The 16,908-nt window shown below is 59.3% G+C and carries 14 protein-coding genes; 2 read left to right on the top strand and 12 right to left on the bottom strand.

Annotation, left to right across the window (positions count from 1 at the left end):
* Positions 1 to 95: 95 nt before the first annotated feature.
* Positions 96 to 1,853 (top strand): phospholipase D-like domain-containing protein, encoded by a 1,758-nt coding sequence (locus ACZ9BX_RS14020; RefSeq protein ID WP_476218566.1) that lies wholly within the window; start codon positions 96 to 98, stop codon positions 1,851 to 1,853.
* 386 nt (positions 1,854 to 2,239) lie between these two features.
* On the opposite strand, the gene ACZ9BX_RS14015 is transcribed toward ACZ9BX_RS14020, so the two are convergent.
* From ACZ9BX_RS14015 to ACZ9BX_RS13965, 11 genes are all read right to left on the bottom strand, one after another.
* A complete protein-coding gene (locus ACZ9BX_RS14015; RefSeq protein WP_476218565.1) occupies positions 2,240 to 3,283 on the bottom strand; it encodes an ABC transporter ATP-binding protein in 1,044 nt (347 codons plus the stop codon).
* Between the two features lie 19 nt (positions 3,284 to 3,302).
* The gene (locus ACZ9BX_RS14010; RefSeq protein WP_476218564.1) at positions 3,303 to 5,024 is read right to left on the bottom strand and encodes a glycoside hydrolase family protein; all 1,722 of its coding nucleotides are present in this window, start codon (positions 5,022 to 5,024) and stop codon (positions 3,303 to 3,305) included.
* A gap of 3 nt (positions 5,025 to 5,027) precedes the next feature.
* The gene (locus ACZ9BX_RS14005) at positions 5,028 to 5,921 is read right to left on the bottom strand and encodes a carbohydrate ABC transporter permease (protein WP_086993346.1); all 894 of its coding nucleotides are present in this window, start codon (positions 5,919 to 5,921) and stop codon (positions 5,028 to 5,030) included.
* A complete protein-coding gene (locus ACZ9BX_RS14000; protein WP_476218563.1) occupies positions 5,914 to 6,840 on the bottom strand; it encodes a carbohydrate ABC transporter permease in 927 nt (308 codons plus the stop codon). Before ACZ9BX_RS14000 ends, ACZ9BX_RS14005 begins: the two co-directional genes overlap by 8 nt.
* A 98-nt stretch (positions 6,841 to 6,938) precedes the next feature.
* Positions 6,939 to 8,231 carry an ABC transporter substrate-binding protein gene (locus tag ACZ9BX_RS13995; protein ID WP_476218562.1) on the bottom strand — a complete coding sequence of 431 codons (1,293 nt, stop codon included), beginning with the start codon at positions 8,229 to 8,231 and terminating at the stop codon, positions 6,939 to 6,941.
* A 41-nt stretch (positions 8,232 to 8,272) separates the two neighbouring features.
* A complete protein-coding gene (locus ACZ9BX_RS13990; protein WP_476218561.1) occupies positions 8,273 to 9,277 on the bottom strand; it encodes a LacI family DNA-binding transcriptional regulator in 1,005 nt (334 codons plus the stop codon).
* Positions 9,278 to 9,427: 150 nt separating this feature from the next.
* Entirely contained in the window at positions 9,428 to 10,102 is a 675-nt protein-coding gene (locus tag ACZ9BX_RS13985) for a cytochrome b561 domain-containing protein (protein ID WP_476218560.1), read from the bottom strand.
* A gap of 56 nt (positions 10,103 to 10,158) precedes the next feature.
* Positions 10,159 to 11,028 carry a carbohydrate ABC transporter permease gene (locus ACZ9BX_RS13980; RefSeq protein ID WP_476218559.1) on the bottom strand — a complete coding sequence of 290 codons (870 nt, stop codon included), beginning with the start codon at positions 11,026 to 11,028 and terminating at the stop codon, positions 10,159 to 10,161.
* A gap of 3 nt (positions 11,029 to 11,031) precedes the next feature.
* Entirely contained in the window at positions 11,032 to 11,952 is a 921-nt protein-coding gene (locus ACZ9BX_RS13975; protein ID WP_476218558.1) for a carbohydrate ABC transporter permease, read from the bottom strand.
* 180 nt (positions 11,953 to 12,132) lie between these two features.
* Positions 12,133 to 13,338 (bottom strand): ABC transporter substrate-binding protein, encoded by a 1,206-nt coding sequence (locus tag ACZ9BX_RS13970; protein ID WP_476218557.1) that lies wholly within the window; start codon positions 13,336 to 13,338, stop codon positions 12,133 to 12,135.
* Positions 13,339 to 13,360: 22 nt separating this feature from the next.
* Positions 13,361 to 14,446 (bottom strand): ABC transporter ATP-binding protein, encoded by a 1,086-nt coding sequence (locus ACZ9BX_RS13965; RefSeq protein ID WP_476218556.1) that lies wholly within the window; start codon positions 14,444 to 14,446, stop codon positions 13,361 to 13,363.
* Positions 14,447 to 14,556: 110 nt separating this feature from the next.
* Between ACZ9BX_RS13965 and ACZ9BX_RS13960 the strand changes: the two genes are divergently transcribed.
* Positions 14,557 to 15,579 carry a LacI family DNA-binding transcriptional regulator gene (locus ACZ9BX_RS13960; protein WP_476218555.1) on the top strand — a complete coding sequence of 341 codons (1,023 nt, stop codon included), beginning with the start codon at positions 14,557 to 14,559 and terminating at the stop codon, positions 15,577 to 15,579.
* Between the two features lie 298 nt (positions 15,580 to 15,877).
* On the opposite strand, the gene ACZ9BX_RS13955 is transcribed toward ACZ9BX_RS13960, so the two are convergent.
* A complete protein-coding gene (locus ACZ9BX_RS13955) occupies positions 15,878 to 16,441 on the bottom strand; it encodes a methylated-DNA--[protein]-cysteine S-methyltransferase (protein ID WP_476218554.1) in 564 nt (187 codons plus the stop codon).
* Positions 16,442 to 16,908: the final 467 nt, after the last annotated feature.

Below are 16,908 nucleotides of genomic sequence, written 5' to 3'. Positions count from 1 at the left end.
CACCCGTACTATTTTTGGACTGAAACTTTATCGCGCATCTCCATACTGTCGCACAACCGTGGTAGATTTCGGCCAGTCAACGGAGGGAGGCGGGTGTGGATACGAACTATCGGGTCACTGGCAAGAATGCGGCGGCAGTATTTTCTCTCACCATCCATCGCGGCGATGGCATGCTGCTTCTGGGAATGGACTGGAAGGACGGCCGGCCCCCGGCCAGTTTCGTCGGCTTTGCGATCCAGTATCGTGAGCCTGGAACCGACTTCTTCAAGAATGTTCGAAATCGCATCGGTTTCCCTGGCCAGGATGTCCCTGATGACGGCATTCGCACCACGGACGCGCCGATCCAAAAATTTCGCTGGGTGCATTTTCCTTTCAATGCAGATCTGCCGGGCGCCTTTGTCTATCGAGTGATGCCGATGTTCATGGGTGGCGATGGCGCGCTGACCGCCGGCGAGGCGCAGGAAGCGGAACTCGCGCTGATGCGCGAAACCATTCCCGGCAAGCTCAACGTCGCCTTCACTCGGGGCTTTGTCTCATCGCAGGCATTTGTGCGTAACTTCGCAGCCGGCGGGCCATTGATCACGCTAGTGCCGCCTGATGGGGATGAGGGCTTGGACTTCGTGCCCACCCATGCCGATGCTGACCGAGCTCTCGCCTGGATGGGGTTCGAAGCGCGCGCGGAAACGCTTTCGCTGCTCGAACGCGCACGCGACGAAGGCGCGGAGGTCCGCGTCATTGCTTACGACCTCAATCTGCCGGAAGTGGTCGAACGGCTGGAAGCGCTTGGGCCAAATCTCAAGATCATTATCGATGACAGCGCGCGAACCAAGGGACACGGACGACCAGACTCACCCGAGACCCATGCGACCGAACGCCTGATCGCCTCGGCCGGCGCGGCAAACGTGAAGCGCCAGAACATGGCAAACCTGCAGCATCATAAGTCGATCGCGGTCCGCGGGGGCGATATCGATACGGTCGTCTACGGTTCGACGAACCACAGTTGGCGGGGCTTTTATGTTCAGTCGAACAATAGCCTCGTCGTTCACAGCGCAAGCGCGGTGGGAGATTATTTTGCCGCCTTCGAGAATTACTTCACGGCGGGAGGCGCTGGGGATTTCATCGCCTCGGCCAGTTCCGTCGGCTGGCATGACCTGGGGCTGGACGGCGTCGACGCCAAGGTCGCCTTTTCTCCGCACAGCGAAGCCAATGGCCTCCTCAACGAGATCGGCGCCGACATCGACGCTGCCGGGTCGAGTGTGTTCTTCTCACTTGCTTTCCTCGGCCAGACCACCAGGGGGCCGATCGGTCCGGCCTTGGGGCGGGCGATGCGAAAGCCGGATGTGCATGTCATGGGCATTGCAGACGGGCGGGTCGAAGCGGAAAACCTGGGACTGACCGTGTTTAGTCCCGACAATCGCCGCCGCGTCGTGCGGGCCGCAGCACTGACGGGCAACGTCCCTCCGCCGTTCCTGACGGAACCATCCGGTCTTGCCGGTGTCCATGGAAATCAGCGCGGGACGAGGATGCACCACAAATTTGTCGTGCTGGATTTCGGCAAGCCGACGGCGCGGGTCTACCTCGGCTCCTACAATTTCTCGGAACCGGCCGACCTCAAGAACGGCGAAAATCTGGTGCTCGTCCGCGATCGCACGGTGGCGACCAGCTACATGATCGAAGCGCTGCGCATGTACGACCATTATCGATTCCGCGTGGCATCCGAAGATGGGGAAGAAACCGGGCATCCCCTTGAGCTGCGATTGCCACCGCAGGCGGGCGAAGCGGCCTGGTTCGAGCGTGACTGGACCGATCCGGTACGCGCGCGCGATCGCCAGCTTTTTGCACGCGCCGACTGATGCGGAGCCGGAAAGCCTCAAAACAAGATGGCGCTTTCCGACTCGGCTGACTTCTTCTTCACCCAGCGCTCGTTCGTCTTCTCCATTTCGATAGACTCGGGAAGGAAGACCCGTTTCCGCAAAGCGAGAGTGTGGTCGAAGCTCCCGACGGCCCCTGCTTCCGAACAGGGGATTTCGATTGTAGCGCAGGTTGCTGCTCTTGGTCGTCTGACTGGCCCGAAGCTGCGCTTCTGGCCGAGCTGAAAACGATCAAGAGCTGTGTTCTACACGCTGCTCAGGCAGGCACTCTGGAGACATTCCGCTCCACCAAATAGCTCCCTCTCTGAGCACGCACGACAAACCACCATTCGAGACACCTTGAGTGCAACCTCCGTCCCGAACGGACCTCAATTCACGCGCCTTCCGTCCTCACCAAACAGATGAACCTTGGTCAGATCCGGAGCGATCGATATCGTCTGTCCCGGACGAAGCTCGACACGATCCCTGAATAGCAAGGTCACATCCACATCTCCGAGCCTGACAATGACTTGCGTTTCGGACCCGGTCGGTTCCACGACGACCACGGTCGCGGATGCTCCGCCTTCGTGGATGGAGAGATGCTCTGGCCGAATGCCATAGGCTTTGGCAGCAGCACCGTCCTGACCAGACGGCAGCGGCAATGCTGCGCCGCCTATGACGAATTTGCCCGCCGAAACCTTGCCCTCAAAGAGATTCATCGAGGGCGAGCCGATGAATGTTGCCACGAAGGTGTTTACCGGACGATCGAACAATTCGAGCGGTTTGCCGATCTGCTCGACGCGACCATTCCGCATCACCACGATCTTGTCGGCCATGGTCATGGCTTCGATCTGGTCGTGGGTGACATAGACGGTCGTGGTCTTCAGCCGCTGATGAAGTTCCTTGATCTCCGCACGCATCGTGACGCGGAGCTTGGCGTCGAGATTCGAAAGCGGTTCGTCGAAGAGAAACACCTGCGGATGACGAACGATGGCTCGCCCCATCGCAACGCGTTGACGTTGGCCGCCTGACAGTTGCCTGGGCAGCCGGTCGAGCAGCGGTTCAAGCGCCAGAATATCAGCGGCCTCTCCAACGCGTTTTTGGATCGTCGCCCTGTCCTGACCTTTCAGCTTGAGTGCAAATCCCATGTTTTCCGCGACCGTCATGTGCGGGTAGAGCGCATAACTCTGGAACACCATGGCGATGTCGCGCTCTTTCGGCGCGACATCGTTGACGATGCGGCCGCCGATGCGGATTTCGCCGGCGCTGATATCCTCGAGCCCCGCAAGCATGCGCAGCAGCGTGGACTTGCCACAGCCGGAAGGGCCGACGAGGGTGACGAATTCACCGTCTTGGATGTCGACGGAGACGCCGTGGATTACGGGCACCGCGCCATATTGCTTGCGAACCTCTTCGATCGATATGGCTGCCATGATTTCCTCCTCGGTTCGGTCAGAGCTTGAGCTGCCAGATGCGCGCGGTCGCGACATTGTCTTGGGGGGCGACCAGGCGCGCCGAGCGAACAGCGCCCAACCCCGGCAGTCGTTTCGTCCCAGTCCAGCGACCTTCGTCGGCGAAGACCTCGATGGAGCCCACGTCCAGAAAGACCCGAAGCGTCGAAGGACGCGCGCCGGCCGCGATGTAGCGCGGCGGCGATTTGCCGTTGCGGATGTCGTAGATGATGCTCAAGCCTTCCTGACCGACCCTCAATCCGAGCTCGACATCGGGATGATCAAGCTCGAGATCGAACACCGCGCCGGGCGCTGCGAGATCGATCACGATCTCGACGGCTCCATTGCCGAGACCGACCGTTTCGCCGGAACGCAGCATGATGTCGTCGACAGGTCGTTGGCGCAGGCGCTCGACAGCCGCGACCGGTGGTGTCAGAAGCGCGCCGTCCCGAAGAAGGACCTGTCGTGGCAGCGTCATCGCCGAGGGAAAATCCGCCTTGTTAGAGACATCAGTCCAATTGGCCAGCCAGGCGATACCAACCGGGCCCGAGCCGTCCACGAAGGCCTGGAAGGCATAGGCGTCGGTTCCGAAATCGAGTTCCTGTTCGAATTCCTTGATGAAGTTCCGGCCGTCGAAACGGCCGACAGTGGCAATGGTGATATTGCGCCGGCCGGTTGCCGGATCACGGCTCGTGAGAAGTCCGAAAGTCAGTGCCCAACGGGTTTGAGGATCGTCCGCCGGGCCATCGAGCGGCACGATGCAAGGGCATTCGGCCGCCGTCATGCCGAAACGATCCTCGCGGTGAAGAATGCCCACGAACGTCCAGCTGCCCGCAGCCCCTGGATCGTTGGTTTCGTAAAGCAGGATGACGCCGCCGGCATGGTCTCGGCATCCGAGCAGCATTTTCCAGCGTCCATCCGGACCTTTAACGACATAGGGATCGCGAAAATCGAGCGTCAGGTCGAGGCCTGCTGGGCGCTCCGGGAGGATGACCTCCGGCGGGTTTGCAGTGACCATGTCATTGCTGACGGCTGTCAGCTGGATTTGCTCCTCGGGCACGCGATCCCTGAACTGCTCGGTGAAGAAGACGCGGACGCCGGGTGCGTCTTCTCCGAGCGGAATTGCCGTGCCGGAAAAGGCGCCGCCACGCCCATCGGCCCGCGCCGAAAGCTCCGCCGAGGGAAAGAGGAAGATCGGCAGATGCGTCCAGCGGAGGAGGTCGTCGGAGACGGCGTGGCCCCAATGCATCGTGTTCCAGCGCAGACTATGCGGATAGTGCTGATAGAAAAGGTGCACCTTGTCGCCGAAACGACCGAAGCCGTTCGGGTCGTTCATCCAGCCGAAGGGCGGCCGGAAATGATAGCCGTCGGGGACGTCAGGTGCCGCATTGGCGTTAGCGCTGTAAAGTACGGTCATGCCCTTATCCAGGACGTCGGCCGGCGCGTAGGCATAGATGATCGAGATGACAGTGGTGGCGGTGTCATAACTGAATAACGTTTCACCGCCTGTTTCGACCGCCAGCGTCAGGAGCTCGAACTCCTCGGCGTTTTTGGCTATGAGACAAGCGAGCTCGCGTTCCCCCTGGGCTACCTTCAGCTCGGCGGGCCTGCCCGGATGGGCGGCCTTGAGCCACGCATGCAGCGTGGTACCGGCAGGCAGCACAGCGCTCAGCGTCTCGGTGCTGCCATCGACAAGCGAAGTGGGGTTTGCATGAGGTGTCATTTATCAACCTTTCACGGCGGAGCCCACGAAGGAACTGACGAACCAACGCTGGAAAACGAGATAGAGGGCGAGGATCGGGAGCATCATAAGGACGGAGGCGGCCATGGCGCGATCCCAGTAGATACTGTCCTGGCCGAAGAAGGTCGCGATGGCGACGGAGATCGGCCGTGCATAGTCGGTCTGCGTCACCAGGATCGGCCAGAGATACTGATTCCAAGTCTCGATCCCCATGAGGATCGAGACGGTGGCGAGCGCCGGCAGGCTCAGGGGCAGGAAGATCGACCGGTAGATACGGAATACCGAGGCGCCATCGATCTGGGCCGCTTCGAACAGTTCCTTGGGCAATTGCGCGAAGAACTGGTAGAAGAGGTAGATATAAAGCGGGCTCGCGATCCACGGCACGATCTGGACGGCGAAGGTGTCGGTCATGCCGGCGCGCGACACCATGATGACGAGCGGCATGATGATGCTCTCCTGCGGGATGACATAGAGAGCGATCACAAGGGACAGGATCAGCGCCCGCCCGCGCAGCGAGCCCCAGGCCAGCACGAAGCCGGCCATCGAATTGACGATGAGGCCGGCGCTCACGGTCGAGGCCAGAATGATTAGCGAATTGACGAGATAGCGGCCGAAGGCGAGTTCGCCCGAGAGGTTTCCGACCTCCGCAAAATTCGAGAGCGTCGGATTCGATACCCAGAAGGCCCTGAAGCTGCCCATGTCGGCCAGAATCTGGAACCGGTCGTCCTTCAGGCTGGCGATGACGAGCATGAACAGTGGCGAGATGATGACCAGCGCGATGACGAAGATGCAGGCGGTCTGCACGATGCGCAGGGAACCGGCCGCCGAGCGCTCACGCTTTGCCTCGGCATTCATTGCGGAAAGAGCGAGATCAGACATCGTAACGCCTCAGGAGCTGGCGCTGCACGAGCGCGATGACGAGAACGATCAGAAAGAGGATGACCGATACGGCGGACGCATATCCAAGCTTTTGTTCCTCGAAGCCGGCGCGCACCATGTAATGCACCACGGTTTCGGTACTGCTCTTCGGCCCCCCTTGGGTCAGGATCGCGACCTGGGTGTAGAGCTTGAAGGCCTGAATGGTGGTGATGACCAACACGAAGATGTGCGTCGGCCTGAGACCTGGCATGGTCACGTGCCAGAAGCGCTGAAGGACATTGGCGCCGTCGATCTTGGCTGCGTCGTAGAGTTCGTCGGGAATGCCCTGCAAACCAGCGAGGTAGACGATCATCTGGAAGCCATAGGCCTGCCATGCCGAAAGCAGGACGATCGAGAACATCGCCCATTCCGGATCGCCGAGCCAATCGATCGGCTGGATGTATCCGCCCGAGGCGAAGCCGAGGATCTGGTTAAGCGGTCCGGTAGGATACTGGAATAATGTGCCCCAGACGACGCAGACGACAACGATCGAGGTGATCGCGGGCAGGAAGAAGAGGCCACGGAAGAAATTTCGGAACGGAAGCTTCTGGTGCAGCAGCAATGCGGTGGCAAATGCCAGGCCGCATTGAGCCGGCAGAATCCAGAAGGTGAAGCGCGATACGTTCCAGAGCGAAGTCCAGAAGAGATCGTCCTTGAAGATGCGCAGGAAATTGGTGAAGCCGACGAAGCGGACCGGTGTCGGGCGCGGCACCAGGGGTTGATTGGTCATTGCCGTCCAGAACGACAGAAGGAACGGCACGACCAGGAAGATCGTCAGCAACACGAGCGCGGGCGCCAGCATCCCGATCTCCTGGAACATTCGGACTCTGTCTCCGCGCCCCACGGGACGCGTCATGGGCGCTGGTTGCTGCAAGGTCATGATCTCCTCCTCCTCACTCGATCGCGGACCGGTCGATCGTCATGCGGCGACCGTCATCGGGTGGCCGCGCGGATTGGCACCGCGCGACCACCTCGTCATCATTGCTGCTCGTTGAAGGGCGGGTAGCCGTCGTTGTCTTCGATGTCCTCGTCGATCTTCTCGGCCGCGGCGGTCAGCGCCGCCTTGACGTCGCCGCCATTGAAAATTTCATCTACCGCCTGCATGAAGGTGGAGGTGATCGTCGGATAAGCGGGATGCGGCGGCCTGGCGATCGCCGTCTTTGAGGCCTGCTCGAAGGCAATGGCCATCGGGCCGCCAGTGGCGTAGAGCGGAGATTCCGCGGCAAAGCTCTTCAATCCCGGATAGGCAGACGTATCCCGCGCATGTTCGCGAAACTGCTTGTCCTTGAGCATAAAGCTTACGAACTTGCCGGCGATATCAGGATGCTTGGAGGCCGTGGTGATGGCCCAGATCCAGGTGCCGTTCGGACTTGCGCCCTTCGGTCCGAATTTGGGTAGCGGCATGACGACGATGTCGTCCTTCATCGAGGCGGCGGCTTCCGCGTAGACCCAATGGCCGCCGAGCGCGAGAGCAGCCGGATGCCCTTCGGCGTAGAACTGGTTGGTACCGGAGGATTGCGGCACGACCCAGCCGTTCTTGACCCAAGTCTGCATCAACGTCAGCGCATCGACGCAAGGTTCGCTGTCAAGTGTTCCCACGGATTTCCAGGTCTTCCGGTCGATCAGGTCGCAGCCTGCCGATTGCAGAATCGGGCTATAGGCATAAGTGATCCATTCGGTCTTGATGCCGTAGCCGCGAAACGTGTCGATCGGCCATTTGACGCCTTCGAGCTTCGACAGCTTTTCGAGGTAGCCCTCGAACTCCTCTTGCGACCAGGCGTCGTCGACGGATTTGGGAATCCGGGCGCCAATCGCTTCGAGATACTTTTTGTTGCCGTAAAGGACGACCGAGGAGTCCGTCAGGCCGAGCGCATAGAGGTCCTCGTCGACGGGATAGGTGCCCTGGGCGATGTTGGAGTCTGTCATGTCGTCGAGGACACCCGGATCGATCAAAGGTTTGATTTTCTGCAGGTAGCCGGACCAGACGTAGTTTGCGAGAAATGGCGCGTCGAGCTCCATGATGTCGGGCATCTGCTTGGACATGACGGCGGCGCTGAACTTCTCGTTATAGGCGTCGTGCGGCGCGTAGATCAGTTCGATATCCACGTCCGGATTAGCCTCTTCGAAGCGTTTGGCCACCGCGCCATAGGCCGAAACCGTATCGGGATCGCCCTGATGCATGACCTGGATGACGGTCTTTGATTCGGCCGGACTTATGGCGAATCCCAGCGCCGCGGATGCTACGAGCATAGAAAGTAAACGATTACCCATTTGCTTCACTCCTCCTCAACGGGTTTCACTTCCAATTGCATTTATACGGATGATCGCTTCACAAGTTGGAACGGCAGCTTTCGCACCTCGCCGGGTGTCGCATCGCCCACAAGCAAGATCTCGGCGGCCATGCGACCCATGGCGCGATGTGGCAGCGCCATGGTTGTCAGCGGCGGATCGAGGCGCGAGGCGATTTCGATCTGATTGTCAAAGCTGGCGACGGCGACATCGTCCGGAATCCGGGCGCCGACCCGGCGCAGCGCCGCGTAGACCTCCATCGCAACCCGGTCGTTGCCGCACAGGATAGCGTCGGGGCGCTCGGCGCTGCCCATCAGTTCGGTGATATGCGACAGAACGAGGCTCGGCGCCCTGTCGCTGTAGATGCCGCGGCGCACGGCCGGCAAGACTGTTGCGCCGGTGCCGTCAAGGCCTGCTTCGGTCAACGCTTGGCGAAAACCCGCCTCGCGTAGATCTCCGGCGAGCAGGCCCGGTAGATTGATGAAGGCGATGTTGCGCCGGCCGGCACCGATCAAGTAACTGGCGATCTCGTGCGCAGCGCCTGTTTCATCCGGTACCAGCGCGGTTACCCGGTCGTTTGCGTCGCGGCAATTGATCATCACGCCGACCGTATCGACAAACGCCTCCGGCAACGCCACGACCTTATGGTACATGGCGGCATAGGCGATCGCCCGCGGTCGGAAGCGCCGAACCTCCTCGATCACCGAGGCCACGTCGCGCCGCCCGCTCAACGTCATCGCGAAGACGGCCATCTCTGCCGTCCGCGCGGCGCCATCGAGCCCGCGAATAATTTCAGTCGCAAATGGCGAGGTGATCAATTCGTCGGCGACAACACCGATCAGCGGCATCCAGCCCTGGCGCATGCTGCGCGCGGCCAGATTGGTGACATAGCCGAGTTCCTCGGCAATCTCCTTGATGCGCTGCTTGGTCTGCTCCGACATCCGCGCCGAGCCGCCATGCAATGCGCCTGACACCGTCTTGACCGAAACGCCGGCACGTTCGGCTATGTCGTTGAGGGAAGCGGTCACAGGGGTCGCCTTGGGTTATCGATTACCCAATCGCAATACCCATTGAGTTCAAGTGAGTCAAGTCCATCGGCAGGCTCATGTCGCCGCCGAGGCCGAATTGGATGATGATGCCGCGGGGGGAAGACGCCTGAGACGTCTCGGGTCTTTGGGCTATTCGACTTCAGGCGGTAGCTTTCTGACACCCGCGCCAATCGGCCGAAGGCTGTTGCCCGGATGGCGCGGATCTGGACCCCAGATGGCTTGATACGTGTCATACGCCATCCCTCTCCGCTGCAGCATGGCAAACGCCACCGCCACCATCAGATACCATGTGCCGATGAACAGGAGCATCCACCGCGGGGCGTTCGCCTGCCAAAGACCGGTTGAAACGGCGGCCATGGAGACCAGCATCACCATATATCCCATTGACTTATGAATGCGCTCAAAGAGACGGCGGCGGCGTGTCATATCGTAGTGATCGCCGCTCCAGCTGCCGTCTGCGGCCGGTGCCGATGGGCCGCCCTTCGTTCCTCTGAGCCATCCCGTAAGATACTGCATGCCGCCGAGTGCCAGGGCCACCCATCCTGTCAGCTGATGCGCCCAAGACGAGGCGGTAATCGATTTGGTTGCCGCGGGAGCGGAAAGTATCAGGAGCAAGCCAATCAGCATCAGCGCCAACGCGGCGTACTGGGCGCCGCGATGAAGGTGCCACCATCGGCGATCGTCCAACACACGAGGCCAGTCCTGGCCAGGGAAGATCTTGAAGAATCGCGCTGCGATCACGCCGATGGGGACGAGTACCGACCAGGCCATCACCATTGATCGCGCGTGCCATGACAGGTGCATTCCGACTTCATGAACTCTTGTCGGATCGCAGGGCGCGAGCAGCCACTCGAACATTGTCACCCTTTCACAGCGCCGGCGGTCATGCCTGTAATGATTTGCCTTGAAGCGACGAAGGTGAAGATGATCGGAGGGATCGCTAGCAACATGCCGGTTGCCATGACGACGCCCCAATCGATATCGTATTCGGTAAGCGAGTTGACGATCGTCACCGGCACGGTTCGGGTGTGCCTATTGGTCAACGCGTTGCCAAGGAGGAATTCATTCCAGGCGATGCGGAACGTGAATATCGCCGCTGCTGCAAGTCCTGGCCGGATGACCGGCAACACCACCAGGAAAAACACCTGCAATGGGCCAGCGCCGTCCATCCGGGCCGCTTCTTCGAGCTGGATCGGAACCTGCACGATGAAACTCTGCAGGATCCATATCACGAAGGGAAGATTCATCGCGACGTAGACCAGAACAAGTCCGGTGAGCGTTCCATCGAGCCCGAATTGGTAGGTCCATATTCCAAACACCGGAACGAGGAGTACCGCTGGCGGCACCATGCGCATGATCAACGTCGTCAAAGAAACGACGTCACGGCCCATGAACCGAAAGCGGACGAGCGCGTACGCTGCCATGCAACCGATAACGAGCGTCAGGGCGGTCGACGCCAAGCCGACGATCAGGGAATTTCCGAGCGAACGCGCGAAGGTCGGGTCACAACGACCTACATTCCGCGGCGAAAACCAGAGCACGTCGCACAACACCTTCTCGTAGTTGTGTAATGTTGGTAAGAAGAACAGGCTAGCGCCATCGGACATGATATCGACGTTCAGCCGCAGTGAAGTAAGAAGCATCAGCGCGATCGGCCCGACAGCCATCATCACCAGGACTGCCAGAAGAGCATAAAAAGAGGGGTTCGTTTTCTGGTCACGCGCGATCATCTATTATTCGCCTTTCAGGGCTGCGGTCCGCAGTCGCGCCGCACGGCCTTCAATCATCTTGTTGTAAGTGAACATCCCAAGCGTCAGCCCGAGGAGGAGGACAAGCAACAGGTTCGACATTGCAGCCGCCAGCCCAAGCTCGCGAAACTCTGACGCCGTACGAGAAATGCGCAGCGAAAGGATTTCGGTGGACAGACCTGGCCCTCCGTTCGTCAGGACCAGGATCACTTCGAGAACCTTGAACGCATCTATCAGCCGAAGCAAAGTCGCAACAACCAAGACAGGAAGCATCAGCGGCAGCTTGATATAGAGCACTTGCTGCCAGCCGGTCGCACCATCGATCCTGGCAGCTTCCAATGTGGAGCGGGGGAGTGATTGAAGGGCAGCGAGCGATAGAATGAAGATGAACGGAGTCCACTGCCATATGTCTGCAATGATGACAGAGGTAAGAGCCCATCGGCTCTCGGACAGCCAGGGGGCCGGCTCGAAGCCGAGAGACACCAACGCTCGGTTGAAGACGCCGACTGTCGGATGGTACATGTACCGCCACATCAATCCAACAACGATTGGCGCGATCATCATCGGCAGGATGAACAAAGTTTTCAATACCGACAATCCGCGGATATTGCGATCCAGCAGAAGTGCGAGGCCTACGCCCAGCACCATCTCGGCAGCCACGACTACCCCGGCGAAAGTGATGGTAACTGCGACGCTCTCGTGAAACTGGGTGTCGCTGAGAAGCTTCGCATAGTTGCCGAGCCCTACCCAGTCCGCCTCACCGATCCGTTGACTGGGATTCCAGTTCAAGAAGCTGGCATAGATCATGTAGCCGATCGGGTAGAGCAACGCAGCGCCGAGAATGAGCGTAGCTGGCGCGAGAAACAAGTAAGGGGTCAGCCGATTTACGTTGGCGGCCTGCATCATGTCCTCCATGTAGATTCTAAGCGGGCCGGCACCCGGCCCGCGCAGCGCGAAATCAGCGATTACTGCCAGCTGTAATAGCCGGCCTCTTGCATGGAAGACCGAGCGCGTTCGGCAACCCCGTCGAGAGCGGTCTTTGCGTCAAGTCCCTCCGTGAGCACCTTGCTCAGTGCCGTTCCGAGATCACCATTGATCTTTTCCCCAGGTTGGGATGATTGGGCGCCAGTCGGGATCCGCGTAAGTGAGCGCCTTGCCGAATGTTGCCATGTAGGGAAACGTGGCGTTGACTTCCGGGTCATCGTGAGTCGATCGGCGAATCGGGTTTCCACCCTCCAGCGCAATCAGCTTGTCGGCATATTTGGAGGTGAGCCACTGCAGGAGCAGGAACGCCGCCTCCTTGTGAGCGGCATTCTTTGGAATAGCCAGACCGAAGCCGCCCGTCTGGGAACCTCTTCGCACACTCTTCGGATGCAGCGCCCAACCCACTTTGCCGACGACTTGGCTTTTCGTCGGATCGTTGACCTGTCCCGCGAAAACAGTGCTGTCCAAATACATCGCAGTTTTGCCCTGAAGAAAAGCCGTGCCAGCCTCAGCGAAGCCGAAGGTCTTGGCCCCCTCTGGTCCGCAGTCGACGATTTTCTTCAAAGCATCGGCTGCAGCTATGCCCTTCTCGTTATTGACGACCGGGTTCCAGTTTTCATCGAAGATGCGGCCTCCGAGCGGCGCCAGGTGCAACAGGAAGGCATGACTCGCATGCTGCCCGGATGCCGCACGGCTGGCGAGCCCGCCCATGCCTGGCTCAAGCTGGGGAATTCGGCAAGCCAGCTCGAGGAGCTCCTCGTAAGTCTCTGGCACCTTCAGGCCGTGCTTCTCGAAAATGTCCTTGCGATAGCCAAGAATTGAGGTCTCCGCGCCGAACGGGAGCCCGAACAGCGAACCCGTCGGCCCTGGCAAATATCCCTTGGTGCCACCTGCGATACCGATGTTCTGTATATAGCCGGCTATGATGTCGGCGGCATCATAGGTCGGATCGGCAAGCCTCGGGTTCATGAAATATTTTGCGAGGTTCTCAAGCTGATCGGCATACACATAGTCGGCCTTCGAGAACACGACGTAGGAAATCAAGTCGTAATCGCCCTCGGCTTTGGTGAGCTCAAGCGTCTGCTTCTCGCGCATCTTGAGATACTCGAGTTGATCGACCTCGACCTCGATCCCGGTCTCGGCCGTGAACTGCGGCAGGACTTTCACCACGGCGTCGTAGTGTGGGTGGGCAGGGAAATTCACCACGAGCGTGGTGCCTTTGTATGCCTCATACGGGTTCGCACTGGCCGCTATGGTTTGTAGCAAGAAACCGGCGAATGCCACTGCTAGAATGGGTAGTCTGCGCATTTTCGTCCTCCCTTTGCAGTCATCAAAGTCTCAATGTGGTCGTGCGGTCGAAGATCAAGATGTCGTCCGTCACGACGCCGAACGCCGCCAAGGTCCCTGGTCGTGGGGACACGGCGGATGGCAATTCGACAAGTACTTCCTCGCCGCTCGGCAACTTTGTAACGAGGGTCGTTTGCGCTCCGAGATATTCGGAAACGACCACCTGCAACTCGATGGGTGCGCCGGAGTCGGCGTCCAAGATGATGGAAGAGGGCCGAATGCCGAGTGTGACCTCGCTTGCCTTGTGAGGACGGACCCGATTTGCCGTCTCCTCGGACAAAGGCAGAAGGAACCCGGCTCCGCGAGCCCAAAGGCGGCCCTTTTCCTCGACGAGCATGCCATCGATGAAATTGATCGCCGGACTGCCGATAAAACCCGCCACGAACTTGTTGTTCGGCCGCTTGAAGAGCTCTTCGGGCGTTCCCTGTTGCTGAACGACTCCTTCGTTCATCACAACAATGCGATCGCCGAGGGTCATTGCTTCGACTTGGTCATGCGTGACATAGACCATGTTCTTTTCCAGCCGGTCGCGCATTTCGCCGAGCTCAGTTCGCATCTGGGCCCGTAATTTGGCGTCGAGGTTCGACAGAGGTTCGTCAAAGAGAAAAGTCGACGCGTCGCGCACCAAGGCTCTCCCCATCGCCACGCGCTGACGCTGCCCCCCAGAGAGTTCCGCCGGCTTGCGCTCGAGCAGGTGCGTGATGCTCAGCATCTTAGCTACCCGTTGGACGCGGGCGTCGATCTCAGGCCTGGGTACGCGTGCCAGGCGCAGACCAAAAGACATGTTTCGCGCGACATTCATGTGCGGATACAGCGCGTAGTCCTGGAACACCATCGCGATGTCGCGTTCCTTCGGCTCCAGCCGACCGATGGCGCGATCATCAAAATAGATCTCGCCGCCACTCAACTGTTCCAATCCGGCAAGAATCCTCAAGGTGGTCGACTTTCCACAACCGGAGGGCCCGACGAGAACGGTAAACTCGCCGTTCTCCAGGGTTAGGTCGATTGGCGGCAGAACTTCAAGCGACCCAAATCGCTTAGTGACGTGTTCAAATACGATCTGCGGCACAGTGCTCCCCCAGCGGTTTTGTTATCGATACCAATGGCGTATATTTTGAACACGAGGAAGATTTTGATCTGGGGAATCAGCGTTACCGATAACGTTGCTGGGAGGCGCCGGTGCGAAGAAAGCGTGGTTGTACGACAGTTGATATAGCGAGGGCACTCGGGGTGAGCACAATGAGTGTATCACGCGCGCTGCGAGGCATCGAAGGCGTGTCAGAGAGCACCCGGTCCGCAATCTTGCGCATGGCCGAAGCGATGAATTACGTTCCCGACAGCACGGCACGGGCGCTCAGCCAACCTTGCTCGAACTTGATTGGTATTTCCGTTCCGACATTGTTCAATGACGTCTTCGCGGAAATACTGGAGGGAACGCGCAGCACGTTCCAGTCCGCTGGCTACGAGACAGTAATCGATACAACCGACTACAGCCCGGCAGCCGAGCTGGCATGGGTTGAACGGGTTCTGTCCTGGCGACCGGCTGCTATGATTCTCACGGGCGCCCACTCCGATCCACAACTTCGCGATTGCCTGAAAGTACGAGGCGTGCCCACTCTCGAGTTGTGGCAATACACAGACGATCCTATCGATATTTGCGTGGGCATCGACCACTATGCCGCCGGCCTTGCGATAGGGAGGCACGTTTTCAGGCTTGGCTATCGGCGGCCCGCTTTCGTCGGCGCCCCGGAATTTCGGGATCCGCGCGCCGAAGAGCGCCTGGCTGGCTTCATGGCGGCCTTTGGAACTACTTCAAGGAGAGAGGCTTCGATAGCGCGTCCCGTCGAGACAAATGCCTTTGAGGCCGGTCGCACTGGCACGCTAACGTTGCTCGCTGAATCGAGCGAGTATAAGCCGGACGTCATCTTTTATCTCAATGACCATCTTGCGTTCGGCGGGTCAACGGCTTGCCAAGCGCTTGGATTGCAGATTCCGCGGGACATAGGAGTAGTCGGCTTCAACGCGCTCGGGTTAACCAAAGTGCTATCCGTGCCGATGACGACCGTTTCCACCCCACGCAGATTGATGGGCGTAATGGGGGCACGCAACCTGCTGGCGCGCATCAGAGGTTCCAGAGTTCCAAGCAGTATTTGTCTGCCCGTCGAAGTCATTGCGGGTGCGACGACACGCTTGCAATTCTGAGCCAAAGTCATTGTAGTAAGCTTGATAACGATAACACGGATGCGAAGCTGACGGTCTTTTGTGCTCCAGGCCAAATGCGCTCTTCTAGCTCGAGACTTCGAAAATCGTCCGATCGATGCCGATAGTCGCTGAAACCAAGCAGATCGCGAATCGCAGAAATTCCCGTTTGAAATCAAGAGCGGAAATTTCTGACGGATCGCAGAGTTGGTTCTTCGTAGCGTTCGAAAAATCCGCTGTTAGATCAAAGCGTTAGGATCGCTCAATACAATCGAGTGGGAATGCTTTTCATTCCCACTGCTTAAAATCCCAGCGATTGCTGCGCCGGCTCCGGCGGGGCGAGACGGACACCTTCCAGTTCGAGCATTCTGAGTTTGGAATTCGAGCCGCCCGGCGCCGAAAATCCGCCAATCTTGCCGCCTGCGGCGAGCACCCGGTGGCACGGGATGATGAGGGCAATTGGATTCTTCGCCATCGCTTGGCCCACATCCTTCGCCGCCTCCGGGCCGGCGCCAAGCTCCTTCGCCAGCGCGCCATACGTAGTCGTTCGGCCCCAGCCGACGTGGCGCGCAGCAGCATAGATGCTCTTAAAGAATGCATCCTGCCCCTCAAGGTCGAGCTTTACACCTGAAAAATCTATTTTTTCGCCGTTGAAGTAGCGTTTTACAGCAGTGATCACCTCGTCAACCTCAGGCGTCGGCATGCCTGGTTCGGCCGCCGGAAGGCGGCGCAAAAGCAGCCGCTCCGTCGCATCCGCGGCTTTCGTTGGCAACTGGAAACGTGTGACGCCGACATCGTTCCAGGCAATTCCACAGAAGCCGGCAGCGGTTTCAAAGATCAGATACTGGTGCGCTTTCTCAGCCATGATATCGCCTCCGTGCTTTTTACTTCACCTGAAAATCGTGCAGCCGCACCGCCATTTCAACCCGATTCTTGCCGTAGTTTGCCATTTCGCGCGTCCTTGGCCAAGAGATCGATGTTCTATTTCTGTTCTTGCATTTGACTTCAGTTCGGTAGACTTCGAGAGCCAGGAAAGAAGGAGGCGACCGCGACGCATGCCTGTCCCGGAACAATTCGAACTTCCTTTCGCCCACGTAGAAACCGGAGTCCGCCGCCTCGCGGGGACATTCGGAACGGAAGCTCCAACCTGTATTTTGCGATTTTGCCTGACTGGCAATTGGTGTTCGTGCCGCCAGCATTGCGTCAGATCTTCAAAATAGGTTTGGTTTACAGGGGCGGCCGCGACCGCGCGATCTGCTTCATGTTTCGCTGTATCGCGTCGGGCAATGGGAAAGGCTGCCTGGCGATGCAGTATTTGCCGCGATGGCGGCT

It is taken from the genome of Rhizobium sp. USDA 3886, from assembly GCF_056279785.1.
The sequence above is the reverse complement of the archived record's forward strand: the minus strand, read 5'-3'. Positions and strand labels throughout refer to the sequence as shown.

What these genes read in the sequence shown, in the direction of transcription:
- ACZ9BX_RS14015 (WP_476218565.1), bottom strand. Translation starts at nt 3,283, where the DNA reads ATGGCAGCCATATCGATCGAAGAGGTTCGCAAGCAATATGGCGCGGTG.
- ACZ9BX_RS14010 (WP_476218564.1), bottom strand. Translation starts at nt 5,024, where the DNA reads ATGACACCTCATGCAAACCCCACTTCGCTTGTCGATGGCAGCACCGAG.
- ACZ9BX_RS14005 (WP_086993346.1), bottom strand. Translation starts at nt 5,921, where the DNA reads ATGTCTGATCTCGCTCTTTCCGCAATGAATGCCGAGGCAAAGCGTGAG.
- ACZ9BX_RS14000 (WP_476218563.1), bottom strand. Translation starts at nt 6,840, where the DNA reads ATGACCTTGCAGCAACCAGCGCCCATGACGCGTCCCGTGGGGCGCGGA.
- ACZ9BX_RS13995 (WP_476218562.1), bottom strand. Translation starts at nt 8,231, where the DNA reads ATGGGTAATCGTTTACTTTCTATGCTCGTAGCATCCGCGGCGCTGGGA.
- ACZ9BX_RS13985 (WP_476218560.1), bottom strand. Translation starts at nt 10,102, where the DNA reads ATGCACCTGTCATGGCACGCGCGATCAATGGTGATGGCCTGGTCGGTA.
- ACZ9BX_RS13980 (WP_476218559.1), bottom strand. Translation starts at nt 11,028, where the DNA reads ATGATCGCGCGTGACCAGAAAACGAACCCCTCTTTTTATGCTCTTCTG.
- ACZ9BX_RS13975 (WP_476218558.1), bottom strand. Translation starts at nt 11,952, where the DNA reads ATGATGCAGGCCGCCAACGTAAATCGGCTGACCCCTTACTTGTTTCTC.
- ACZ9BX_RS13970 (WP_476218557.1), bottom strand. Translation starts at nt 13,338, where the DNA reads ATGCGCAGACTACCCATTCTAGCAGTGGCATTCGCCGGTTTCTTGCTA.
- ACZ9BX_RS13955 (WP_476218554.1), bottom strand. Translation starts at nt 16,441, where the DNA reads ATGGCTGAGAAAGCGCACCAGTATCTGATCTTTGAAACCGCTGCCGGC.